The sequence below is a fragment of the Paenibacillus sp. FSL L8-0663 genome, from assembly GCF_038008125.1.
GTDB classification, from domain to species: domain Bacteria; phylum Bacillota; class Bacilli; order Paenibacillales; family Paenibacillaceae; genus Paenibacillus; species Paenibacillus polymyxa_D.
In genome coordinates, this window is the sequence record NZ_JBBOYM010000001.1 from 1,348,995 (window position 1) to 1,372,090 (window position 23,096).

The 23,096-nt window shown below is 48.0% G+C and carries 25 protein-coding genes; 16 read left to right on the forward strand and 9 right to left on the reverse strand.

The window, feature by feature from the left end; translation table 11 throughout:
* Positions 1 to 24 precede the first annotated feature (24 nt).
* On the reverse strand, positions 25 to 486 hold the full coding sequence (locus tag MKY75_RS06050; protein WP_340884674.1) for a bactofilin family protein: 462 nt from the start codon (positions 484 to 486) through the stop codon (positions 25 to 27).
* A gap of 45 nt (positions 487 to 531) precedes the next feature.
* A complete protein-coding gene (locus MKY75_RS06055) occupies positions 532 to 1,563 on the reverse strand; it encodes a M23 family metallopeptidase (RefSeq protein WP_029516222.1) in 1,032 nt (343 codons plus the stop codon).
* Positions 1,564 to 1,709: 146 nt separating this feature from the next.
* Here MKY75_RS06055 and cls point away from each other — a divergent pair, with 146 nt between their 5' ends.
* Together cls and MKY75_RS06065 are read left to right on the forward strand one after the other, a co-directional pair.
* On the forward strand, positions 1,710 to 3,140 hold the full coding sequence (gene cls, locus MKY75_RS06060; RefSeq protein WP_029516223.1) for a cardiolipin synthase: 1,431 nt from the start codon (positions 1,710 to 1,712) through the stop codon (positions 3,138 to 3,140).
* A gap of 192 nt (positions 3,141 to 3,332) precedes the next feature.
* On the forward strand, positions 3,333 to 4,277 hold the full coding sequence (locus MKY75_RS06065) for a YitT family protein (protein ID WP_029516224.1): 945 nt from the start codon (positions 3,333 to 3,335) through the stop codon (positions 4,275 to 4,277).
* Between the two features lie 69 nt (positions 4,278 to 4,346).
* Here the strand turns inward: MKY75_RS06065 and ligD are convergent, their stop codons facing one another.
* On the reverse strand, positions 4,347 to 5,249 hold the full coding sequence (gene ligD, locus MKY75_RS06070; protein WP_029516225.1) for a non-homologous end-joining DNA ligase: 903 nt from the start codon (positions 5,247 to 5,249) through the stop codon (positions 4,347 to 4,349).
* A gap of 213 nt (positions 5,250 to 5,462) precedes the next feature.
* On the opposite strand from ligD, the gene MKY75_RS06075 reads away from it, so the two are divergent.
* The 8 genes from MKY75_RS06075 (at position 5,463) to MKY75_RS06110 (ending at position 14,371) form a co-directional block, all read left to right on the forward strand.
* A complete protein-coding gene (locus MKY75_RS06075) occupies positions 5,463 to 6,731 on the forward strand; it encodes a sulfotransferase family protein (protein ID WP_340884676.1) in 1,269 nt (422 codons plus the stop codon).
* Positions 6,728 to 8,653: an asparagine synthase-related protein gene (locus MKY75_RS06080; protein WP_340884678.1), complete on the forward strand. Its 1,926-nt coding sequence runs from the start codon at positions 6,728 to 6,730 to the stop codon at positions 8,651 to 8,653. The genes MKY75_RS06075 and MKY75_RS06080 overlap by 4 nt, the downstream gene beginning before the upstream one ends.
* 52 nt (positions 8,654 to 8,705) lie before the next feature.
* Positions 8,706 to 8,834: a paeninodin family lasso peptide gene (locus MKY75_RS06085; protein WP_134902123.1), complete on the forward strand. Its 129-nt coding sequence runs from the start codon at positions 8,706 to 8,708 to the stop codon at positions 8,832 to 8,834.
* Positions 8,835 to 9,033: 199 nt separating this feature from the next.
* Positions 9,034 to 10,077, forward strand: a complete 1,044-nt coding sequence (locus MKY75_RS06090; protein WP_069011101.1) for a serine kinase — start codon at positions 9,034 to 9,036, stop codon at positions 10,075 to 10,077.
* On the forward strand, positions 10,064 to 10,366 hold the full coding sequence (locus MKY75_RS06095) for a lasso peptide biosynthesis PqqD family chaperone (protein WP_340884680.1): 303 nt from the start codon (positions 10,064 to 10,066) through the stop codon (positions 10,364 to 10,366). The genes MKY75_RS06090 and MKY75_RS06095 overlap by 14 nt, the downstream gene beginning before the upstream one ends.
* Before the next feature lies 1 nt (position 10,367).
* A complete protein-coding gene (locus MKY75_RS06100; protein ID WP_029516230.1) occupies positions 10,368 to 10,853 on the forward strand; it encodes a lasso peptide biosynthesis B2 protein in 486 nt (161 codons plus the stop codon).
* A 28-nt stretch (positions 10,854 to 10,881) separates the two neighbouring features.
* The gene (locus MKY75_RS06105; RefSeq protein ID WP_165144699.1) at positions 10,882 to 12,375 is read left to right on the forward strand and encodes a nucleotidyltransferase domain-containing protein; all 1,494 of its coding nucleotides are present in this window, start codon (positions 10,882 to 10,884) and stop codon (positions 12,373 to 12,375) included.
* A gap of 142 nt (positions 12,376 to 12,517) precedes the next feature.
* Entirely contained in the window at positions 12,518 to 14,371 is a 1,854-nt protein-coding gene (locus MKY75_RS06110; RefSeq protein WP_340884682.1) for an ABC transporter ATP-binding protein, read from the forward strand.
* Between the two features lie 22 nt (positions 14,372 to 14,393).
* Here MKY75_RS06110 and ku read toward each other — a convergent pair whose 3' ends face one another.
* Positions 14,394 to 15,308 (reverse strand): non-homologous end joining protein Ku, encoded by a 915-nt coding sequence (gene ku / locus MKY75_RS06115; RefSeq protein ID WP_340884684.1) that lies wholly within the window; start codon positions 15,306 to 15,308, stop codon positions 14,394 to 14,396.
* A gap of 210 nt (positions 15,309 to 15,518) precedes the next feature.
* Between ku and MKY75_RS06120 the strand changes: the two genes are divergently transcribed.
* From MKY75_RS06120 to MKY75_RS06135, 4 genes are read left to right on the forward strand one after another with little or no spacing between them, the layout of a single operon-like run.
* The gene (locus tag MKY75_RS06120) at positions 15,519 to 15,758 is read left to right on the forward strand and encodes a hypothetical protein (protein ID WP_029516234.1); all 240 of its coding nucleotides are present in this window, start codon (positions 15,519 to 15,521) and stop codon (positions 15,756 to 15,758) included.
* Positions 15,759 to 15,810: 52 nt separating this feature from the next.
* Positions 15,811 to 15,990, forward strand: a complete 180-nt coding sequence (locus MKY75_RS06125; protein WP_029516235.1) for an H-type small acid-soluble spore protein — start codon at positions 15,811 to 15,813, stop codon at positions 15,988 to 15,990.
* Between the two features lie 3 nt (positions 15,991 to 15,993).
* Positions 15,994 to 16,212, forward strand: a complete 219-nt coding sequence (locus MKY75_RS06130) for a hypothetical protein (protein WP_340884686.1) — start codon at positions 15,994 to 15,996, stop codon at positions 16,210 to 16,212.
* Positions 16,213 to 16,269: 57 nt separating this feature from the next.
* Positions 16,270 to 16,974 carry a hypothetical protein gene (locus MKY75_RS06135; protein ID WP_340884687.1) on the forward strand — a complete coding sequence of 235 codons (705 nt, stop codon included), beginning with the start codon at positions 16,270 to 16,272 and terminating at the stop codon, positions 16,972 to 16,974.
* Positions 16,975 to 17,172: 198 nt separating this feature from the next.
* Here the strand turns inward: MKY75_RS06135 and MKY75_RS06140 are convergent, their stop codons facing one another.
* The 5 genes from MKY75_RS06140 to MKY75_RS06160 all read right to left on the reverse strand — a co-directional run bounded on the left by MKY75_RS06140 (position 17,173) and on the right by MKY75_RS06160 (position 21,635).
* On the reverse strand, positions 17,173 to 17,829 hold the full coding sequence (locus MKY75_RS06140; RefSeq protein WP_029516236.1) for a 3-oxoacid CoA-transferase subunit B: 657 nt from the start codon (positions 17,827 to 17,829) through the stop codon (positions 17,173 to 17,175).
* A complete protein-coding gene (locus MKY75_RS06145; RefSeq protein ID WP_029516237.1) occupies positions 17,826 to 18,491 on the reverse strand; it encodes a CoA transferase subunit A in 666 nt (221 codons plus the stop codon). Before MKY75_RS06145 ends, MKY75_RS06140 begins: the two co-directional genes overlap by 4 nt.
* Positions 18,492 to 18,534: 43 nt before the next feature.
* Positions 18,535 to 19,275 (reverse strand): acetoacetate decarboxylase, encoded by a 741-nt coding sequence (locus tag MKY75_RS06150; RefSeq protein ID WP_039269579.1) that lies wholly within the window; start codon positions 19,273 to 19,275, stop codon positions 18,535 to 18,537.
* A gap of 54 nt (positions 19,276 to 19,329) precedes the next feature.
* Positions 19,330 to 20,514 (reverse strand): acetyl-CoA C-acetyltransferase, encoded by a 1,185-nt coding sequence (locus tag MKY75_RS06155; RefSeq protein ID WP_209949652.1) that lies wholly within the window; start codon positions 20,512 to 20,514, stop codon positions 19,330 to 19,332.
* Between the two features lie 590 nt (positions 20,515 to 21,104).
* On the reverse strand, positions 21,105 to 21,635 hold the full coding sequence (locus MKY75_RS06160; protein ID WP_340884689.1) for a cysteine hydrolase family protein: 531 nt from the start codon (positions 21,633 to 21,635) through the stop codon (positions 21,105 to 21,107).
* Positions 21,636 to 21,769: 134 nt separating this feature from the next.
* On the opposite strand from MKY75_RS06160, the gene tsaE reads away from it, so the two are divergent.
* Together tsaE and tsaB are read left to right on the forward strand one after the other, a co-directional pair.
* Positions 21,770 to 22,249 (forward strand): tRNA (adenosine(37)-N6)-threonylcarbamoyltransferase complex ATPase subunit type 1 TsaE, encoded by a 480-nt coding sequence (gene tsaE, locus MKY75_RS06165; protein WP_340884691.1) that lies wholly within the window; start codon positions 21,770 to 21,772, stop codon positions 22,247 to 22,249.
* Positions 22,250 to 22,252: 3 nt separating this feature from the next.
* Positions 22,253 to 23,089 (forward strand): tRNA (adenosine(37)-N6)-threonylcarbamoyltransferase complex dimerization subunit type 1 TsaB, encoded by an 837-nt coding sequence (gene tsaB, locus MKY75_RS06170; RefSeq protein ID WP_340884694.1) that lies wholly within the window; start codon positions 22,253 to 22,255, stop codon positions 23,087 to 23,089.
* Positions 23,090 to 23,096 lie beyond the last annotated feature (7 nt).

Below are 23,096 nucleotides of genomic sequence, written 5' to 3' on the forward strand. Positions count from 1 at the left end.
GATTTAAAGGAGTATATCCTGATTTTACCCTGCTTCGGATTGCAGAGCGGCTTGGCTGTCCTCCCTGTCTTTGCTGAAACTAGATTGGGTTTCGTCGTTTGGCTCATTCGTAGAAGTTGACAACTCTACATCCTTTGTTCGGTTCATTTGACTTGTGCCGTCCAGTACACCGCCTTCAGAAATGACCAATGCAGCGGTCGCGGTATTACCGTATAGTTCACCTGTCGGCGTAATGGTCAGTCGTCCTTCTGTAGTAATGCTGCCGAACACCTTACCGGCAAGAATGACGTCTTGTGCGAAGATGTCCGAACGTACAACAGCAGATTCTCCAATGACGACAGTACGAGTGCTACGGATATCGCCCTGAAAATGACCGTCAATCCGAATATTGGCCTCTGCTTCAACTGTACCTTCAAAGCTGGTGCCATTAGCGAGCAGTGTATCCATAGCTGGGGTGGAGAGCTTTTTTTTGGATTCCTTAAACATGATGGTTTTCCCCCAATCTTTTATTGTGAAAATTTTGCAAAATCCTCATTGTACATACAGTAATGGATCGACAGGTTGGTTATGCTTGACGATCTGAAAATGAAGATGAGGTCCTGTGCTTCTCCCGGTACTTCCCAGCAGACCGATGGTCTGTCCTTTGTGGACACGATCTCCTGGAGCCACCTGCATGCCGCTCAGGTGCATATACCAGCTCTGGAGTCCGTCAGGATGCTGGATGATGATGCACTTGCCGCGGGCTCCACTAGAAGCAGCCTCCAAGACGGTGCCTGCTCCTGCTGCATAGACAGGATCACCGGTTTGTCCGGCAATGTCCACGCCTGAATGAAAGGCAGATCTACCCGTAAAAGGGTCGCTGCGATAGCCGAAGCTGGAGGTCATTCGCCGTGAACCTACAGGCCAAACGGAGGGTTTCCCTTGCACGGCAAGAGCCAGCCTACGAGTCTGGAGTAACTGTGCGGCTTGTTTGCGCTCCAGATTTTGCTGGACGGCATTTGCTTGCTGAATAGAGCGAGGAACCGTACGTTCCACCGTGTCCAACAGAGATTCGATCTCCTGAAAATCATCCATTGCCTGGCGAGTTAGGAAGGCAGTATTTTCATGTACTGCGATCAGCTCACCCCCAATATGGCCGGAAGCATCCCAGGAGAGCGGAGTCATGGTCTTTTTATGGTTACTTGTGGCAGATGAGTTTCCGTGTTTACGAATGAATTGTTGCATTTGCTGTTCCAGCTCTGTTACGCGCTGAAGGCGTTCACGAATATGGGTGGCTTGATTTGTCAGCTCCATGACTTCCTGCCGTAGTCGCCCAATGGCTGCATCCTTGTCCGCTACCGTGACCTCCATCTGCAAACTCTGGACAGCAAGATTCGTTTCCATTTGGGAAATAATATGGGAAGAACGGATTTGCAGCCCGATCACGAGCGTAGAGATAGACGCGATCACAAGAGTCGGGACGAGAATGACAGCGGCTGTAGAGCATTGTAGCTGCTTGGGCGGTTGCTGTGCATCCCGAATAACAAGCAGGGTCATCCGGCGATTTAGGCTTCCTTTTTTCATAATCGCTCCTTTCCGGACATCGCTCCTATAGTGCTTGGTTACTATCTATTCAGCTTAAGAGGCAAACATGTCAAAAAAATTGGAGCTTAGTATAAAACGTAGATGAGGATTTTGCAAAATCCTGAGATATATAAGGAGGCTTAGACATGCTGTGGTTGCTGTTGGTTTTAATTGTTTTTATTTTTCAGACCGGGACGATCCTGCTCTTTGAATTTCGCAAGCCGTCCAAAGCGGTAGCCTGGCTTTTTATTTTGTTTTGCTTCCCGCTCATTGGCTTTGTCGTGTACTACTTTGTTGCACAGGATTATCAGAAGCGTAAAGTGGTTCGAAAAGGGGGATCGCAGCTGTTTCGTGAATTCCGCGAGCGTCTATGGGCGCAATCCAAGGTCATTGAACATGTGGAGCAAATGCATAATCCTCATTTCAAACATCAGGAGCGCCTGTTTAACCAGTTAATTCGTATGTCGGAAAACCCGTTGACTGGATGTAACCGCACACGTGTGCTGACGAACGGTGAAGAAGCCTTCGAGGCCATGCTGGCAGCGATGGAACATGCGCAACATCATATCCATGTGGAGTTTTACATATTTCGGGCCGACGAAATCGGAAGAAAGTTTCAAGAGGTCATGATCCGCAAGGCACGTGAGGGAGTAAAAGTACGATTCGTTGTAGACGGTGTGGGGAGCTACAATTTACCCTATTCCTTTATTCGCACCTGTAGTGAGGCGGGAGTGGAATTTCATTATTTTCTACCTCCGTTTTTCGCCACACTGGACCGCCGGATTAACTATCGCAATCACAGGAAAATCGTGGTGGTAGATGGCATGGTTGGATTTGTAGGAGGGATTAATGTAGGCGACGATTATCTCGGAAAATACCCCAAAGTAGGATTTTGGAGGGATACGCATTTGCAGATTGAAGGAGATAGCGTCTATTTTCTACAAAATGCGTTTCTTAGTGACTGGAAGCTGGCCTCAGGGGAGAGACTGATGGATGTGAATTTATTTCCTCCACATACCTGTACCGGGGATGAGGAAGTACAGATTTTGAGCAGCGGTCCCGATCAGGTATGGGATACGATTCAGGAAATGTGCTTTGGGGCGCTCACAGTTGCCAAAAAGCGGATTTGGATTACGACGCCGTATTTTATTCCCGATCCGGGCATTTATGAGGCGCTCAAGCTGGCGGCAGTCAGTGGCGTAGATGTGAAAATTATTATTCCCTATCAGTCCGATTCGAAGTTAGTTCATTTGGCGTCTCTGTCCTATGTACAAGAACTGCTGGAGGCAGGGGTGGAGTTCTACCAATATCGAAAAGGATTTATTCATGCCAAAGTGGTGATTGTCGATGATTTACTCGGCTCGGTCGGGACCGCCAATATGGACATGCGCAGCTTTTTCTATAATTTTGAGTTGACCGCTGTAGTTTTTGCTAATTCAGCGCTGGAACGGCTTTCGGCAGATTTTGTAGAGGACATTTCCAACTCCTCACGCATAGATTTAAACGTGTTCCGCAGACGGCCTAGATCTCAGAAAATAGCTGAAATTCTAACTCGCATGCTCTCTCCACTCCTTTAAAGGCGATTTTCGTCGTTTTTATCGCTATAATCCCGCTTTATTGTGATTTATGTGCTCTTTGCTAACTTTTTTGCGCGAAATCACAGTTTTGTGATATACTATTTATATAAATAGCGCGGTAAAGAATAGGGGACTGCGGATAGCAGCCCCTTTTTTGTCCAATATATCATACTGTAACGGGGGGATTTATATATGAGTGTAGTGAGCAAGGAAGTCCAAAGTTTATCTGAGATTACAGATGTGACCGGAGAGTTGACCAAGATCAGCAAAATTCCAGCTAATCCGAAGAACAAAGTAAAACGCCTGTTTCAGCGTGCAGCCATGATTGTAGTTGGTGCAGCTCTGATGGCAGTGGGATTGGAAATATTTCTGGTTCCTAACGGCGTTATTGACGGAGGCGTTACAGGTATTTCCATTATGGCCTCCAAGATTACTGGCTATCCGCTCGGTATTTTCCTGACCCTGTTGAACCTTCCATTTTTACTTATCGGCTACAAACAAATTGGTAAAACCTTCGCTTTATCCACATTATTCGGTATCGTCGTTATGTCCATTGGAACCGCGTTACTTCACAATGTAAGTGCGTTGACTCCTGGTGAACCGCTGCTCGGCGCTATTTTTGGGGGCGTCATTCTCGGTGTTGGGGTGGGTCTTGTGATTCGGTCCGGCGGTTCGCTGGATGGAACAGAGATCGTAGCTATTCTCGTCAGTGAAAAGACTCCTTTTTCGGTCGGTGAGATCGTACTGTTCGTTAACATATTCATTCTGGGAAGTGCAGGTTTTGTGTTCGGTTGGCCAAATGCCCTGTATTCCATGATTGCTTATTATATCGCCATGAAAATGATTGATATTACGATTGAAGGTCTGGATCAGTCCAAATCGGTCTGGATTATTAGTGACAAATACCGTGATATCGGGGATGCCCTGACGGATCGTCTTGGACGGGGCGTAACTTATCTGGAAGGTGAAGGTGGCTTTACAGGCGAAAGCAAGAAAGTGATTTTCGTCGTCATCACCCGACTGGAGGAAGCGAAGCTGAAGAGCATCGTTGAAGATTGGGACCCGCACGCTTTCGTTGCGATCGGTAACATTCACGATGTGAAGGGCGGACGCTTTAAGAAAAAAGGAATACACTAGCGCAAGGGGACAATTCCTCAGCCTAATGGCTGCGGGGTTCGTCCCCTTTTTTGTTCTTCCAAGCATGGATCAGGTTCGGTGTGCCTTGGTGCGCATATGCTTGAGGACATCTTCTACAGGTTGGGGAGGAACCTTGTCGATCAAGTCGCCTACCTGATTTAGTCGTTCCTCAATATTCAGCAAATGGTAGTCAAGTGGTGATACATCTTGCCGTACCTCTTCCCATGTTAGCGGGGTGGAGACCGTAGCGCCGGGGCGTGCCCGCGGGGTATAAGGAGCGGCCAGAGTTTTCCCCTGATAATGCTGCAAATAATCAAAATAGATGGCTGTTCCACGATCCTTCTTTAACCTTTCGAGTGTGAACAGATGCGGGTGCTTTTCTGTCACAAACTGTCCGACTAATAGCCCGATGCTGCGAAGTTCGTCGAAGGTTATGCCTGTACGGATCGGAACGATAATTTGTACACCTGTGGCCCCGGATGTTTTGGGGACGGAGTCCAAACCAAGCGAAGCCAGTACTTCACCGACAATAGAGGCTGCCTCCATAATACGTGGCTCCACCTCTCTGGATGGATCAAGGTCAATCATCCATTCACAGGGCAGCTTGTTTCCCGCTTCGTGCAGAGAGGGGTGGAATTCCAACGCAGCTTGATTACCAAGCCAGAGGAGTTGTGGCAATTTGCCGAGCACGATATATTCAATGCCATCATGCAGGGCGGTTTCAATATAGTCCGGCCGAGGACGTGGGGCATTTTTCTGATAAAAAAAATCACCGTGAATCCCATGTGGCCAGCGGATGACGGTCAGCAGACGATGATGACAATATTTGAGCAGGAAGGGAGCCAGTACCGCGAGCTTGCGAAGATACAGCGCCTTAGTCACGCCTGCTTCAGGCCACAGCGGTTTATCCGGGTTGGTGATAGGAATTTCCTGACCTTCAATGGTAATAGTACCTTTAACAGCTTGTCCCATTGTGCTATCCTCCTTTGGCTAATATGCAGCAAAATCTTTATTTACAGGCTGATTGTTAAGCTTTTAGATCTACATAGGGTTTAACATGAACGTGAAGTGCTGAATTTATCCATCAAAAGGATTGACAAGATACATTATGTATCATAAATTTATAATAAAAATACGGTATGTATCTATTAAAGTGTCTTGAGCAGAGGTAGAGGAGGAGTTTGCTTGATTGAAAAGCAAGGCGGAGGGCTGGTATTCCTGTTAAGTGTCCCTCGGAGTGGAAGCTCGTTGCTTACCGCCATTTTGCAAAACCATTCCCGCCTGTTTGCCACGCAGGAAATGTGGTTTCTGCTCAGTTTATATGATCTTCCGCAGTCACATGCACGTCCATATGGAGGAACAGGGATACTCCGGCAATTTTTTAAAGGTATGGTCCCCTCCGACGTATTGGAGCAGGCCTCCCGTTCGTATGCACTTGAAATATATAATGGTTTGCTTCAAGGTACAACAGCAGATATGCTTATCGACAAATCCCCGCGTTACTATACGGTGCTGGAATTTATAGACCGTTTATTCCCTGCTGCCCGCAGGTTGTGGCTTATCCGAAACCCTTTGGCCATTGTGGCCTCATTCAAAAAGGTCAATCAGCTACGGAACGGACGTTTTCAACTACTGGAGGAACTGGGGAGTCCGCATTTTAATATGAAAATGACGGATATTACGGTTGGTTTGTTCCGTTATACTCATTATTTTGCTACACCTCATCCACTTGCATACCCGCTTAGGTATGAACAACTCGTATCCAATCCAACGATGGAGATCGAGAAACTGTGCAGTTTTTTGGGAATCCATTATGAAGCGGGGATGGAAAAGTACGGAGATTTCGCGGATACGCCCAAATCCAGTCTTTTTTATAGTATGGGAGCGGGCGATCCATTCGTAGGAGAGCATGAACAGGCGCATCAGGATTCGGTACATAGCTGGCAACATGTGTTGAGTAAAAGGGAAATTGAGCTGTATTGCAGAAGCATTGGGTCCCGCATGTTTAAGCAACTTGGTTACGCGGAAGCGCTGGAGCAGGCTGAACAGATGACTGGAGTTCGCTTTGAAGATGAGCCAGATATGGAGCTGCTGAGTCGACGTACACAACAATTCCTCCAGCAAAGCGGCTTTGAATGGAAGGCAGCTTATCGGATGCTGGAAGAACAGGATACAGATAACAGAGAACTCATGACAAATGCAATCCATCATACTCCACCCCAAGATCCGACATGGATGCATGTGGACCAGAGCGTGAACGATCGACGGATCCAATCACTGGAAAACAGGTTGGCACATAGCTATGAGGAGCGGAACCGTCTTATCGCTCAGCTTCAAAGCTATCAACGCCCACATCAAGGTCTCCGATCTCGCAGCCTCTTGGCCCGTAAACTCAGGTACTTGGCGTCTGTAGCATTATCAAGTATAGGAAAAGAAAAAGGGGGAAGAACGTGAGTGCGATTGCCGGAATCTATAGCTTTGGGCATGAGTCTGTATGCACCGAAGAAGGCGGGAAAATGATGCAGGCCCTGCGGAAATATCCCGCTGACCGCGTATGCGCTTGGTGTGAAGGCTCTATTTTTTTGGGTTGTCATGCCCAGTATGTGACCCCGGAATCTGTTCATGAGCGTCTTCCCTTTTATGATGAGCTAAGAGATTTGGCAATCACGGCGGATGCGATTATTGACAATCGTTCCGAGCTGTTTGAACGGCTGGGAGTTGAGCAGGAACGGCGGCAAGATATCACGGACAGCGAGCTGATTTTGCTGGCATATGACAAATGGGGAGTGGAGGCAGCCAGTTATCTGATAGGTGATTTTGCCTTTGTCATTTGGGATGCCAAGGAATATCGATTATATGGTGCTCGAGATATGACAGGCCATCGTACGCTGTACATCTACCAACATGACCGAGGATTCGCGTTTAGCACGGTAGTCGCTCCGCTTTTGGCCCTGTCCTCTCTGCGAAAAGAACTGCATGAACCGTGGCTGGCCGAATTTTTGTCCATCCGCACCATGCAGGAATCCGTCGATATCGGGACGACCGCCTACAAGCATATCAACCAGCTTCCTCCTGCACATTGGTTCACTATGGAGGAGGGGAAGCGAACCCTTCATAAATATGCATGCCTGGATGAGGTAGAGCCACTGCGGCTCAAAACAGGAGGTGAGTACATAGAAGCTTTCCACGAGGTGTTCACACAGGCGGTCACTGCCCGATTACGGACGCATCGCGCTGTAGGGGCTGCCTTGAGCGGAGGGCTGGATTCCGGAGCGGTTGCCAGCTTTGCCGCGCCAGCGCTGCACTTGCAACAAAAGCCGCTACATGCCTACAGCTATGTGCCTGTTCAAGATTTTACAGACTGGACACCGCCTACATTGCTGGCGAACGAACGAAGCTACATTCATTCTACGGCTCGCTATGTGGGCAACATTCACGAGAACTATATGGATTTTGAGGGAAAAAGTCCGTTTTCAGAAATTGATATTTGGCTGGATTTGATGGAGGCTCCCTACAAATATTTTGAAAACTCCTTCTGGATCAGAGGTTTTTATGAAAAAGCGCAGGAACACAATGTCGGTGTACTGTTGACCGGAGCACGAGGCAATTTTTCCGTATCGTGGGGCCCTGCACTGGACTATTATGCCCGTCAGTTTCGTCATTTGCACTGGTTGCAATCCTTTCAGGGATTGAGGCGGTACAGCAAGCTTACGGGCAGGCGTATGTCTCATCTACTCCCCGTGATGTTGAAGAAAGCGACTTCACTTGAACCTCGTTTATGGCTGCGGCGTGGCCATAGCAGTCCCGTTCCTTCACTGATTCACCCAGAGTTTGCCCAACGGATGAATGTAGAAGATATTCCTGTATTGAGCGGAACAGGTTGGATGAAAAATGCCGATCAGACGAGAAAAGAGAAGTTCTCAAATTTGGCGATTGCCAACAAAAATGGTGTGGTCGCGACCAAACTTTCACTACGTTACGGCCTATGGGAACGTGATCCGACCGGGGACAGCCGGGTAATTCGCTTTTGCTTATCGGTGCCTTTTGAGCAGTATGTACAAAACGGTCGGGACCGTGCCCTCATTCGTACGGCCATGCGTGATCATCTACCTGATGATGTTCGGTTGAACCAGCGGGTACGCGGCGTGCAGCCTGCAGATTGGCTACATCGTATGCTTCCTTGTTGGGATACGTTTATGGGGGAGCTTCAACTGATGTGTCATGATTTACGAGCCGCCGAATATCTCAATATTGAGTTTATTAAGACGGCTATGGCAAAACTTCACCACCCCGGCCCTGAGCAGGCGTCTGATCCGAATATAAGACTACTCATGCATAGCCTGATTGTGTACCGTTTTCTCTGTAGATTCAACTGATCGAATCTGTTCGGTCAGACAGTTCGCCATTCGTTGGAGGGGAGGTGATGAAATGAGTAAAAAAGAATGGCAGGAACCGACGATAGAGGTGCTGGATATTAGCCAGACTATGGCGGGTAAAGGCTGGAGACAGATTGATTGGGTGTCCGACCACGATGCCGATATCTATAATCCAAGCTAATAGATGGTTATACATGTTATACATGCAGCCAATGTTGGACTGGAAGCCAGACAACTGGGCCGATAACGATTGAATGAACGAAAATAGCATGATCCATTGGACTCGTATTCAATATACAGCCGTCTTTATTTCTTTCGGGTTAGAGGTGTTGCCCAAGAAATAAAGACGGGATTTTTAAAGACAGAGGAGTGAGTCCTACGTGCATGACAGGAGTGCAAATGTCAGTTGGACGAAATATACGGCCTTTGGACTCAGGATTGCGAGTGAGCTGAATCTGCCTGAGCTGATGCTGGCAGCACCAGGAGTGGTAGAGGATGTAGTCATTCGACAGGCTGATTTGACTGCATGGAGTGGTCAGCTGGAGCAGGCCAATTTTGTGATGCTGGATGAGCGATTTATGTTCCGAATACCGGGCACGGCCATTTATGCCGTCAGGGAAGGCAAGGAGATCGAGGTAAGTATATTCTCTGGGGCTGATCCTGACACCGTGCGGCTGTTTGTGCTGGGTACATGCATGGGTGTTCTGCTGATGCAAAGACGAATATTACCTATTCACGGAAGTGCGGTCGTCATCGGGGGGAGGGCCTACGCATTTGTGGGTGAATCGGGTACGGGGAAATCGACATTGGCTGCTGTTTTTAGGCAGGCAGGTTATCAGATGGTTAGTGATGACGTGATTGCTGTAAAAGCTACGGGTTCCTCTGCCATTGTGTATCCAGCTTATCCGCAGCAAAAGCTGGGGCTTGAAAGCTTGCTCCAACTGGAGGCTTTACGGGAGAACAAGCATGTACGCAAAAGAAAGCACATACAGTCCCTAACTGACGACAATTCTGTAATGCCACAATACACAGATCTGCGTACGCTTGCAGGTGAGCTGAATAAATATGCCGTACCCGCTGTAGATGATTTTTATAACGATCCGCTGCCCTTAGGGGGCGTATTCGAGCTGGTGGCAGATTCTCCAACCCGTGCGTTGATGCGCGAAGGGGAGCTAGTGTCGGTTACGGAACAGCCCTTGAACGTTCTGGAGTGCTTGCATACATTACTACAACATACATATCGCAGGGTGATTATTCCGCGAATGGGTTTGAGTGAATGGTCGTTTGATACAGCGGCTAGGATGGCTCGGAAAGTGGAGGGCTGGCGCTTGCTGAGGGATAGTTCCGTCTTTACTGCGTCCGAGGTTGTACAACGGGTACTTGAACTCATTCGTAAGGAGGAAAAGAGTTATGGCAGCCACTAATCCAGCTAAGGATCATTATCGCGTCATTTACAATGAAGAGGTCTACGTCAGTGATGTGGACGGAGAAAAAGTGATGATGAGCATTAACACTGGTAAATATTACAATTTAGGCTACACAGGAGGACGAATCTGGGAACTGGCAGAATCCGGTCCTTCACTTGGCGATATCGTAACTGTCCTGACGAACGAATATGAGGTGGACGAGGAACAGTGCAGACAGCAGGTACATACCTTTGTGGCTGAGTTGGAGCGGGAAGGACTGTTAAAGCTTCTACGGGAGCCGGTATAACATGCGGATACAACGGCTTCTTCTCCTGTCTCCAGAAGTCAGAAGATTGTTGCCGGAAGCCTGGCTGGAGCTGGGATGGGCGAGGCTGCGCCAGCGTCGTTCTTTTTGGGATTACTCAAGGGCTTGGGGCATACGTATGGAAGAAACCCCATGGCAGTGTGACGTTGGGCAAGAGAAGTCCATTCAGCAGATTTCACACGCTGTAGAGCTGGCAAGCAGTTATACTCCTTGGCGTAGTAGTTGTCTTGTACAAGCCGCTGCGGCGATGACGTTGCTGGGGCGCAGGAAACTGGACTGCACGCTGTATCTGGGTACAGCCAAAAATGCCGCTGGACGCTTGGCTGCACATGCATGGGTACGTAGCGGACCGATTTATGTTACGGGGAAACGGGAGATGGAAGCATTTACGGTGGTGGGGATATTCGGAAGACGTGCTGTGATGGATACAAATAAGAATATGGAAGATAAAAGTAGTTCTTTACTTTAATGCGATGAGACACGAAGGAGAAGAATGCATGCCCACCAAGTCTGTTTTGGAACTTGCGAATTGGAATGAGGATCAAGAATTAACGTTGTTACTCTCTCTATTGGGGAAGGACGTTATTCATTGGCAGGATACGACTGCTGCTACCCAGCTGCGTGAGATGGATTGGGTCCGCTTTTTACGTCTGACCGAGCACCATCGAGTGGTACCTACGGTGTATCTCCAGCTAAAAACATTGAATCATCCATTCATTCCCGCAGAATTGTTGCGAAACCTTCAGGCGCAATATCATCGAAACACGCTTCGCATGCTCCATCTTCAAGCAGAAGCCGAGCGTCTGACCAGGCTGCTCATAGCTCATGGAATTCGTGTGCTTATGTTGAAGGGGCCTGCTCTGGCGCAGCAATTATACGGGGATGTTTCTCTGCGTACTTCCAAGGACATAGACTTACTCATTGCCCCTGACGATATGGATGAGGCTGAGCATTGGATGCAGGAAGCTGGATATTCGTCCAAGAGCGGAGAAGTGCGTGTCCTTGGCAGTTGGAAATGGAAGGACCATCATGCATCCTATTTACATCCGCAAAAACGGGTAGAGATAGAGTTGCATTGGCGGCTTCACCCGGATGGGGGTGGGGAACCCTCTTTTAACGAGCTGTGGAACTGCCGGAAAAAGGGCAAAGCTGCAGGAGCCATTCGGCAGGTACCGTTGGGATCTGCCGACAACAGGACTGTGATGACGTCCTGTATGTATACGCTTGGCAGCGAGCATCAATTTCTGTACTTGAGTGCGCATGGTGCGCGTCACGGTTGGTTCAGGCTGCGCTGGCTGGTTGACATCGACAGGCTTGCGATATGTGCTGTCGATTGGGAGGCGCTACTGCCGATGATGCGCCGCTACGGGGGCCTGCCTGCTGGCGGGCAGGCTTGGGCACTCGCCGCTGCGCTGTTGGGTACGCCGATACCGGAGCCGATGCGTCCGGTATCGGCTACCCGGCAGGCGCATAGGCTCGCGCTGAGCGCGCTGGCCTTCATGCAGGCCAGCGTACCCGCACTGTACCCGATCACCCACGGGTCGGGTACAGGTAGGCTTGCTCCATCAGAGCTGCTGCACAGCAGAGCCTTGGCGGAGCAAGCGGAGGCCGCCCCTCCAGGTGGCGGTCCTTCAGTATGCAGTACCTCTGGCGAAGCAGCCATGCTTGCCACCCGTGGCGTTACTAGCATCACGGAAGATGCCAGTAACGACGATCATAGCCCGATGAGCACCGCTACCAGTTGTGCCCCGATGACTCCAGCTGCTGCCTCCAGCCAAGTCATGACCAAAAACAGGGCTGTCTATCAGCCGGTCAGCCGCACTTACTTGCTTTCCTTAAAAGAGCCAAGACACAGACTATGGTATCTCATCAGCCGTTTGTTTCCTTCTACGGGCGATTCGAGCGTTTTTCCATTGCCTCGTCAGCTGCATTTTTTGTATATCCCTTTACGTCCATTTCTCTGGCTGAAGCGGCGATTTTCAAAGCACTGACTCGATAGAGGATTTTGTGAAAATCCAATAAGCGGCTTTTAATGAACAATATATAGATCGAAATGGTCTAGTTCGTCTATATATTGCACTTTGGAGCGATTGGGATCGAATTTTGCAAAGTCCTGAATAAGGAGTGTGCATTATGGTTCACCTGCGATTATATATGACAAAGCTGTATAGCGTGAACGGCGGTGCGTTATTTCTCAATATTGGGTGTATGATCATTGTCAGTCTACTGGAGGGTTTTGGCATTTATATGCTTGTTCCTATGCTGGCGGCCATCGGCGTATTTGTCGGTCATTCAGGGATGCCATTTCTGTCTGATGGATTGGATCATTTTTTGCCGTTCGTTCCTAAAAGCTGGCTATTGCCGGGGATGTTGATGGTTTTTGTAGCGCTGCTTACAGGGCAGGCTTTGCTTCAGCGTTACCAATCCATCCTGAATTCGCGGATTCAGCAGCGTTTTATGCGTTCTCTTCGAATAGACGTGTACACTTCCTTTATGAAGGCGCAGTGGGCCTTTTATTTGCGTCAGCGTAAATCTGATTTTAGCCATGTGATGACGACCGAGCTGGCGCGTGTCAGTCAGGGAACAAATTTGCTTCTTCAACTGACTACAGCCGTCATGTTTACGCTGATCCAGATTGCGCTGGCTTTTTGGTTATCCCCCTCTTTAACCGGACTGGTATTTCTGAGTGGATTGGGGCTGTTTGTTGTGTTTCGCCGCTCCATTCGAAATGCCAAACAATTAGGTGATCGTACGACTGAACTGTCACAGGTTTATTTTGCTGGAATTACGGATCACATGAACGGTATGAAAGATATAAAAAGCAATCTGTTGGAAGCGGCGAATATCCATTGGTTTCGCTCCCTGACGCAACGCATGGAGGATAATACGACTCAATTTGTCCGGCAAAATGCGACCACACAGTTTTTTCATCGTGCAATGGCAGCTGTTTTTGTCGCTTGTGTCATATTTATATCGCTGCAGTGGCTGCATGTTACACCTGAAAAACTGATTGTGCTGATTCTTATATTTTCCCGCTTATGGCCTCGATTTGCTCTTATTCAAGCGAGTCTGGAATACATCATGTCTATGATCTCCGCTTTTGAAAGTGTCACCAAGGTGCAACAAGAGTGCGAAGCTTTCACAGATCCGTCATTGATTGCACTTGCATCCTCTGAGACTCGCGTTCCATCCGCGGTGGTCAATCTATCATCTGCATCTGAACGGCAACCCCTGTCCCTTCGTCATGGGATTGAATGCAGCCATCTGGATTATCGCTACGAGGGTGCAGCAGAGCCTGCACTGCGTCATATTAATTTGTTCATACCCGCCCGGGAAATGACAGCCATTGTAGGGAAATCAGGAGCGGGTAAAAGTACAATGGTCGATGTCCTGATGGGTTTTTTACGTCCAACTGGGGGGCAGATTACAATAGACGGGCTTGTTCTGGGCGACGAATTATTGCCCCAGTGGCGGCAGTCGTTTGGCTACGTGTCACAAGATCCATTTTTATTTCATGCGACTGTCCGCGAAAATTTGATGCTAGCGGATAAGGATGCTAGTGAGCAGCAGCTATGGGAGGCGTTACATTTTGCAGCAGCAGACAACTTTGTATCCAGACTGCCCGAAGGGCTGAACACGATCATTGGGGATCGCGGGATTCGTCTGTCTGGAGGAGAACGTCAACGGCTAGTATTAGCACGGGCTATCTTGCATCATCCTCCGGTACTTATACTAGATGAAGCGACAAGTGCGCTGGATGGTGAACATGAAGCCGCAATTCAGGCAGCACTGGAACGGATGAAAGGTCAAATGACGTTGATCGTCATTGCTCACCGCCTGTCGACCATCAGACATGCGGATCAAATTGTCGTACTGGATCAAGGCGAGGTCATACAGCAGGGGAACTACCGCCAACTGGAACAAGAGGAGCGGGGGGCGTTCAGTCAGCTACTATCGTATCAAAGCAGTGTCACCGCCACCCCTTAACCAGACTTTTTTGTAACTCAGCTTAAGTTTCTTTACGTTTGGCAGTGCTTCTTTTCTTTTTGACTGGAGTCGGAGAGAGGTTGTCGCCTGCCACCGCCTGCTGTGCTGTTGGGGCTGCTGGTTTACGCGCAGGGCGTTTTTTCGCAGAAGGGCCGGGATCGGTAACGACAGGTTGCACTGCCTCGATGCTGGCCTGAAGGGCGGCCATTAAATCTACTACATTGGTCTGAGGCTGTGTTGGGGCGATTCGCACCTCTTCACCAGCAACTTTATGCTGAATGAGATCCAGCAGACGCTCGCGGTACTGATCCGTATACTTGGCTGCATCAAAAGGTGTAGATAGCTGCTCAATCAGCATTTTGGCCATGGTCAGCTCCTTCTCTTTAACCTCTTCCTGCCCCGGTAAGTTAGGAACTTGAGCAATGGGACGAATTTCATCGGGGTAAAACATCGTCTCCACCGCCAAACATTCATCCAACACCCGAATCGCCGCCAAGCTGCTTTTAGAGCGGATGGAGATTTGGGCAATCCCGATTTTCCCGGTATCCTTCATTGCATTCATGAGCAGCTTATACGCATTGGAGCCGGCCTGATCCGGGGACAAATAATACGTTTTCTGAAAGTAAATCGGATCAATTTCCTGCAAATCAACAAAATCCAAAATCACGATATTTTTATCCGCTTGTCCGCTAACTTGCTCCAGTTCCTCCTTGTCGAACATGACAAATTTTCCTTTTTCATACTCGTAACCTTTTCCAATTTCCTCCCACTCAACCTCCTTGTCACAAACGGGACACTTTCGTACATAGCTAAGTGGGCTTCCACACTCCTTGTGAATGTAACGCATGGAAATGTCCTTATCCTCCGTAGCTGAAAACATTTTAACGGGCACATGAACCAGCCCGAAGCTGATCGCGCCTTTCCAGACCGTATGCATACCGCCAGTCCTCCTTTTCTTTAATCCGCATTTTGCATCCTTCGATTCCGGGCACCCCGGGATATGAGCATATGATTTTCACTTAGTATGCTTCGTATAAGTGATTGTATGAGGTGTAGATGAAGACTGCAAATTGCTGCCGATTGCGCATGGTTACAGCAATTTTGGTACATAGTAAGGCATATCCGATTCAAAGGGGGTACACAATTTATGTCCGGAAAATCCTATCCTCGGCAGATCAGTCATCGTGTGGGTCAAAGCCATATCGCCTTTCGGGGTCCCGCCGCAGGCGAACAAGATGCATTGCCGCCCGAGTTTGCCCTTTCACATGGAACTCAGCCGCCTTTTCCCGTTGCTGTGGCTCATGTGGATTTGGAGGCTGTAGTTTCAACCTCGCCTTCCCATAGCTTTCCTTCATTGGATGTTGAACGACTTATAGATGAAGACTAGGTGACCTACATTTCTAAATTAATGCACCAACAATCAGCAGGAGGAGAACAGCATGAACGTGGAACGAGCAAAAGCCATTTATGATTCATCTGAAAATATTGCCGTACAATTGGATGGCAAACCGATTTGGATTGAGCATGTGGATGAAGCAAACGGTATGGCTACCGTACAGGTGGGCAGCAACCCCGGCAATACTCAAACCGTCCGTGTGGATCGTCTGGAAGAGCGGTAGGAGATGGGAACCAAACATCTGGTCATTATCCATGGCCGTGACAAAAAGCCCAGATGCGACGAAATGCTTCGTCTTATTAAAAAAGCACTGATCGCAGGATTGCGTCGAGTGAACGAGGAAGCGGCACAAAAACTGGAGCAAGAGCAGATTTTACTGACATTTAGTTATTATGGTGACATCAACAATCGACTTTTATTAAAGAGTCAGCCTCGGTACAGATAACTTTTTGAAGAAGACGATGGAGATTTCTACGTTCCAGACCATTATTACGACGAAAGTATGGAACAATTAATTAATCGACCAACGGATCATATGACCCCGGAGGAATACGAGCGTCTGATAGCCAATGAACCCACTATACACTTCTATGATGATGCTGCAAAAATACTCAGCCCTTACCTCTCTTTGTTTGGTATGAGTACCCGTGCGATCAAAAGGATTCTCCCTGATCTGGGAGCCTATTTAACCAGTCGTGTAATAGGCTCCCAAATTCGCGAAAGGCTACAGTGTCCTCTAGCCCAGGCTTTAAGTAGTGGAGGGGATGTCATGCTGCTTTCCCATAGTATGGGATGCATGGTGGCTTACGATGTTTTATGGAAATTTTCACGTATGAGCGAATACAAACATCTATGGGAACACAAACTTAACGAATGGCTAACATTGGGTAATCCGCTAGGCGAGCCAGCCGTAAAGCGCAGCTTGTATGATTCCAATGAGCCTGAGGACGGTATGTATCCCGCAAATATCAGACATTGGACCAATATTAACGCCGAGGATGACTACATTGCGCATGATGCAAGGGTTGAAGATGATTTCCATCTGATGCTGAATCGAAATTTAATAGAAAGTATTGATGATCAGCCGCTTATTCAGACATTCTGGAAAGATAGTCACACTGGGCGTGCCAATCCCCACAACTTCTTTGCTTATCTTAACCATACGAAGGTGGCTGAGCATGTAGCGGATTGGATTTTACGCTCATAAAAGGCGCATTTTATTTGCACAGCTGTAGGCTTTCATCGCAGATGCTGCTTGAAAGGTCCCGCTCCACCAAAAAAAGGCTCGCAATTGCTCAATGAGCAATTAGCGAACCTTTTTTTGTAATAACAAGTGCAGTCGTAGGGACGAGTTAAATGCCAGACAAGTTAATTTGAAGATGCAGTTGGTTCCTTTCTATGACCTTCACACTGCAATGGCCCTCAAATGTGGTGAAACTATCAGTTTAGCCTCTGTTGCTAATTGAACGTCTTCCACCGTCAAACCCGGAGCAATTTCTTTTAGCATCAGCCCTTTACCCGGAATAACATCAATGACAGCCTTTTCGGTTACTATGGTCTTTACAACATTTACAGCAGTCAAGGGCAGCTTGCATTGTTCCAGTATTTTCGGCGCGCCATTTTTGTTCACATGCTCCATGGCTACAATCACTCTCTTGGCTCCAACTACCAAATCCATGGCTCCCCCCATACCCGGCACCTTTTTCCCAGGGATCATCCAGCTTGCAAGGTTGCCTTTCTCGTCGACCTCCAGGGCGCCCAGCACGGTGATATCCACATGCCCTCCGCGGATGATGGAAAATGAAAGTGCACTGTCAAAAAAGCATGCTCCTTCCATGGTTGTAACGTAGTTTCCGCCTGAATCGATACAATCGAGCCTTTCTTTTCCCTGAGCCGCTTTGGGGCCTACACCGAGGATTCCGTTCTCAGCCTGCAGCATAATATGAATGTCCTCGGGGATATAGTCCACTACCATTGTAGGCAATCCGACACCAAGGTTGACAACTTCACCACTTTTGAATTCCTGGGCTATTCTTCGAGCAATGAATTCTCTGTTATTCATGCGTTTTCACCCACCTTTACAATTGCGTCGACAAATATTCCGGGAACGTTGACATGATTGGGATCAATTTCACCCGTCTTTACGTATTCGTCTACCTGAGCAACTACATACTCTGCCGCTGTAGCCATAACCATATTGAAGTTACGTGAAGAGCCGTTGATGACAAGATTCCCCGCTTCATCAGCCTTATGGGCTCTGATTAACGCCACATCCGCTTTGAGCGGGAGTTCGAGCAAATATTCCCTTTCATCAATTTTGATTTTCTTTTTTCCTTCCTCTACAACGGTGCCTACACCTACAGGTGTTAAAACCCCGCCCAAACCGGCTCCTCCTGCGCGTATTTTTTCAGCGAGCGTGCCTTGCGGGAAGAGTTGGACCTCAGCTTCTTTCGTCATCAGGAGCCTTCCCGTTTCCGGATTGGAGCCGATATAGGATGCAAAAATTCGCTTTACTCTGCCGCTTTTTACAAGCTTATAGATAGATAATTCTGGTGTGCCTGTGTCGTTGGAAACAATCGCAAGATTGCTGGCGGGATTGGTGTCGACAAGCGCACGAACCAGCTCCTCCGGAAAGCCTCCTGCCAGAAAACCTCCGACCATCACCGTGTCTCCGTCTTTGACCTTCTTAACTGCTTCTTCAGCGGAGATTACTTTGTTATTCATGGTTCCTTCTCCTTATATATATATATTTTTAGGAAAGCAAACTTTATTGAAGATAATCGTAGAGGACTCTTCCATATGGAAGCGTTAAATCAGCAATAAAATGTTTCCCGCCAATATAAGATTTAACCGGCAAATCTGCCACAGGAGCGTTAACATGGGGGATCAGGCTTAATCTGGCAGGCCCTGACCAGGCTCCTTTTACAGTAATGTTCTCAAGATTATACGCTACTAACTGAGCGATTTTGGGGGTACCGTCAACATCAGGAATTAACTTTAAATTAACTTGTGTTTTTGCGATGGCTTTTGCCGTTTCCTTTTCATCAAGAATGTTATATTTGAAAGGCATAGTTCCCGTGGCCACCAGGACGTTGTTATAATGCAATGTACCCGTCAGCGTCTCCGTCTCCTCAACGATCAAGCGAGGCTTTGCCCATTTTTTCGGAAAACCCCAGACTTCGCGTCCCCCCAGAATAGCAGGCGCGTTATCCAAATACATTTGGGCGACAAAATTACAGGGTTCTCCTTGAAAAGTACACGGAATGACAATACCGCTTTCCTCATAACTTCCTAACCCGGATGAATCGGGCATCTTGATCCATTCATAGGAAACCGTATTGCTTCCATCCGGCTGAAGAGGTTCCGGGACCGCCTGTCTAATCGCAGCGGGATCGGTCTCATAGGTAATGATAAAAAATTCCCGGTTGATGAAGCGGTATGGCGGGCGCCCGTAGCTGCCGCTAGCCGCAGGCATGGATTGGAGTGAAAGTACATCTTTTTGATTCATAACGGTCTCCCTTCCCTTTAACAGATATTCTAAAATTCATCTTGAATACGCACTTTAAATGAGCGCATTTTCAACCAGCATCGCTATGCCCATTCCTGTTCCGATGCATAACGAGGCGATGCCGTAACGTGAAGATCTTCGCACCATTTCATGAACCAACGTAGCCAATATTCTAGCACCACTGGCCCCGACAGGATGCCCGATCGCGATCGCGCCCCCATTGACATTCACTTTGTCCAGACTGACCCCTAGCTCCTTCACTACCGCTAATGCTTGTGAGGCAAACGCTTCATTAATTTCAAAAAGATCAATGGCATCGATGGATATACCTTGCTGCTTCAGAAGTGTCGAAATGGCTTTCACTGGCCCCATTCCCATATATGCAGGGTCAACGCCAACAAGGGAATAACCCTTGATATATGCCAATGGCTTTAATGCATGTTCTTTGCATTTGTCTTCCGATACCACAAGTACGGCCGCCGCGCCATCATTGATTCCCGAAGCATTCCCGGCGGTAACCGTTCCGTTCTCCTTAAACGCAGGTTTTAATTGAGAAAGTTTTTCTTTCGTTGTATTTCCTCTTATGTGTTCATCCTCTGTGAAAGAAATAGTTTCTTTTTTGTTTTTGATCATGACTGGAACAATCTGCTCTTCAAAAAGCTTCTTGTTTTTTGCTTCTACGGCCTTTATCTGGCTTTGATAGGCAAATTCGTCCTGCTCCATTCTTGAAATTCCATATTTATCGGCAACATTTTCTGCGGTAATTCCCATATGGTAATGGTTGATCGGGCATGTAAGGCCGTCGGCCACCAGGGAGTCTACCAACTCACCGTTACCAAGTTTGTAGCCGTTTCTTGCATTTCTTAGCAGGTAAGGGGCATTCGACATGCTCTCCATGCCTCCGGCCAAGACGATGTTGCCTTGTTCAGCCAATATTGAATTGTAAGCTAAAGCAACGGCATGAAGTCCTGAACCGCAAACCGTGTTTATCGTTGTTTCGGGTACATCAATAGGGATACCGGCTTTTAATGCCGCCTGTCTGGCAGGATTTTGTCCATTGCCCGCCTGAAGAACATTTCCCAAATAAATCTGATCAATCAAAGAAGGCTCTAATTTACTTTGCTGAAGGCATGCTGTCATCACGGTTGCTCCCAGTTCGGAAGCGCTTAGAGGCGCAAGGGTTTTGTTAAAAGAGCCGACCGCTGTTCTCAACGGGCTTACTAAAGCTACTTTTTTCATTAAAAACTCACATTCCTTTCGCTGTGTTCAAAACACAATACATCCATGATTGCACTTCAATTCGTAATTTCCGCTCTTAACCTAAGAGACGTAGCGACTGCAAGATATATTTGCATGCGGGCATATTCATGGTGTCTAAGACAGTGAATGTGACGGTTCGATCGCCTTCTCTCGTTGGAAATTAAAACCAGTTTTATCATAGTTCTAATGCATTTTTTGCTCAATGTTCAAATATTTACATATATCTATGTACAGATGTTTATAGGGTCATATAGGCCACAATAATTAGGCCATTCTAACGTTTTCTGTTATTTTCTTGTTTTTTCTGAAAACCATGATCATAAATTGAATTTTATGTTAAAAATGAAAGTTACAATCCATACGTAAAAAAATTTTCCTCACAAATATCGCCTAACTCAGCTGGAAAATAAAAAAGGCCTCCAGAATTTTCTGAAGGCGGCTTTGTTTCTGACCAATCTGGTCTTGAAAAAGCTAGGCAGGTTGCCAATCCAATTGAATACATTTGGAATTCCAATAAAAATGATGACGTCTTTGCGAGATAGTGAAAACTTGTGAATTGGATCAATAACTCACGAAAAATGTACATCTGCTGTCGTGAGTAAACGCACAAAACGATTGCCAAGCATCTCATTATGATGAGCTACAATTTGTTCACTGCTCAGCACCTTGCTATCAAATGTACTATGCGCATCCAATACGAGCACGTTGTTCTGGTATCCCAGACTATAGGCGCTTCGGCAAGTCGTGTCGAGGCAAAACTCGGTCTGCATCCCCGCGATTACGAGCTGATCGGCCCCCAGTTCCTTCAGCACATGGCCCAATTCGGTTTGGTAGAAGCTGTCCCAGGATGATTTACGGACAATTCGTTCATGAGGAAGAGGGCGCACCACATCGGCGATGGCCCAGCCTACACTGTTTTCCCGGAAATCCTCATCCGCTTCATCGGTATGCTGTACAAAAACCACGGGTGTACCTGTAGCTCTGGCTTTGTCCAAAAGCTGCTGTAAATGCGATACAACTTCCTGCTCGCGATACAGCTTCTCATCATACATGAACATCGCCTGCTGAACATCAATCAAGAGTAAAACGGTTTGTCCCATCGTTTCGATCCCTCCCTGTGTGTATCATCTAACTTACAATAGCATGTCTTCATGCCTTGCGGCGACATAAGGTGAACTATATAATAAAGAACAAGTTGGAAGGGTCCGATTCGGACGAAAGGTGATTAAAATATATGACAATTTCGCAGGAACAGTTTACGTTCCGTTCTGTCTCAGAGGCACAGACCGGGGCATTGGCATGTTTTTTGGCAGCCAAAGCGGTTCCCGGAACAGTGATTGTGCTGGATGGAGATCTGGGGGCGGGCAAAACTGCTTTTTCCAAGGCTTTTGCCAGCCATTTAGGTGTGCCGGGTATCGTAAATAGTCCAACCTTTACCCTCATTAAGGAGTACGAGGGCCGATTGCCTTTGTATCATATGGATGTGTACCGGATTTCCCAGGATGAGGCGGAGGATCTCGGGCTGGACGAATATTTTTACGGGACAGGAGTATGTCTGGTGGAATGGGGTAGTATTATACCGGATATATTGCCGGAGCAGCGGCTTCACATGTATATAGAAACAACGGATGTGGGGGAGCGCTTGATTCACCTGACCGGGTACGGCGAGCCTTATGAACAATGGTGCCGCAGTTTGCGGGAGAATGGAGTTTGAACCATGCAAAGAGAGCATACAGATGTGAATGTAAAGCCGCGTGAGCGGTTTTTGACGTTAGATACAGCGACGACCGTGATGGCGGCCGCTCTGATGAACGGAAGAGAATTGCTGGGAGAAAGCAACGTCTATGGCGAACGTAATCACTCCGTGCATGTGATTACCGAGCTGGAACGACTGCTGACTGAAGAAGAGCTGACACGAGATGATGTAGATGGTATTGCAGTTGGTGTTGGACCGGGGTCTTATACCGGTATCCGGATTGCGGTGACTGCAGCCAAAACACTCGCTTGGGCCTGGGGTATCCCGGTGACGTCCATATCGACTTTGCACGCTTTGGCGTGGGGTGGTTGGAATCGCGGCATCGAGATGAAGGGACAAGAAGATAAAAATGAGTCTGTGAATAACGGTTCGTCCGGAGCGCAGGCAGCAGACTGGATTGTGCCTGTGCTGGATGCGCGCCGTGGTCAGGTTTACACGGGGCTGTTCGCCGTGAATACAGTTGACGACGTCGAGAGTCCGCAACGGCTGGAGCCAGATGCAATTCGCTTAATGACTGCTTGGACCGATGACCTGCTGCAACGGCTGGAGGCTTTGCCCTCTGAAGAGCGTCCTCCAGTCATTTGGCTAGTCGGTGAAACGACGGTTCACGCCGAAACAGCTGAGCGTCTGCGTGCTTGGAGCGAGCTTCGTATTGTACCTTATGAGCTGGAAGGAAGATGGGTTGGCCGCCTTGGGGCGGATAAGCTGCTTCGTCAGGAACATGACGAGCTACATACGCTGGTTCCTAATTATACCCAGCTGGCGGAGGCGGAAGCCAATCTGCTTCGTCAGCGCTGAAGAGAGC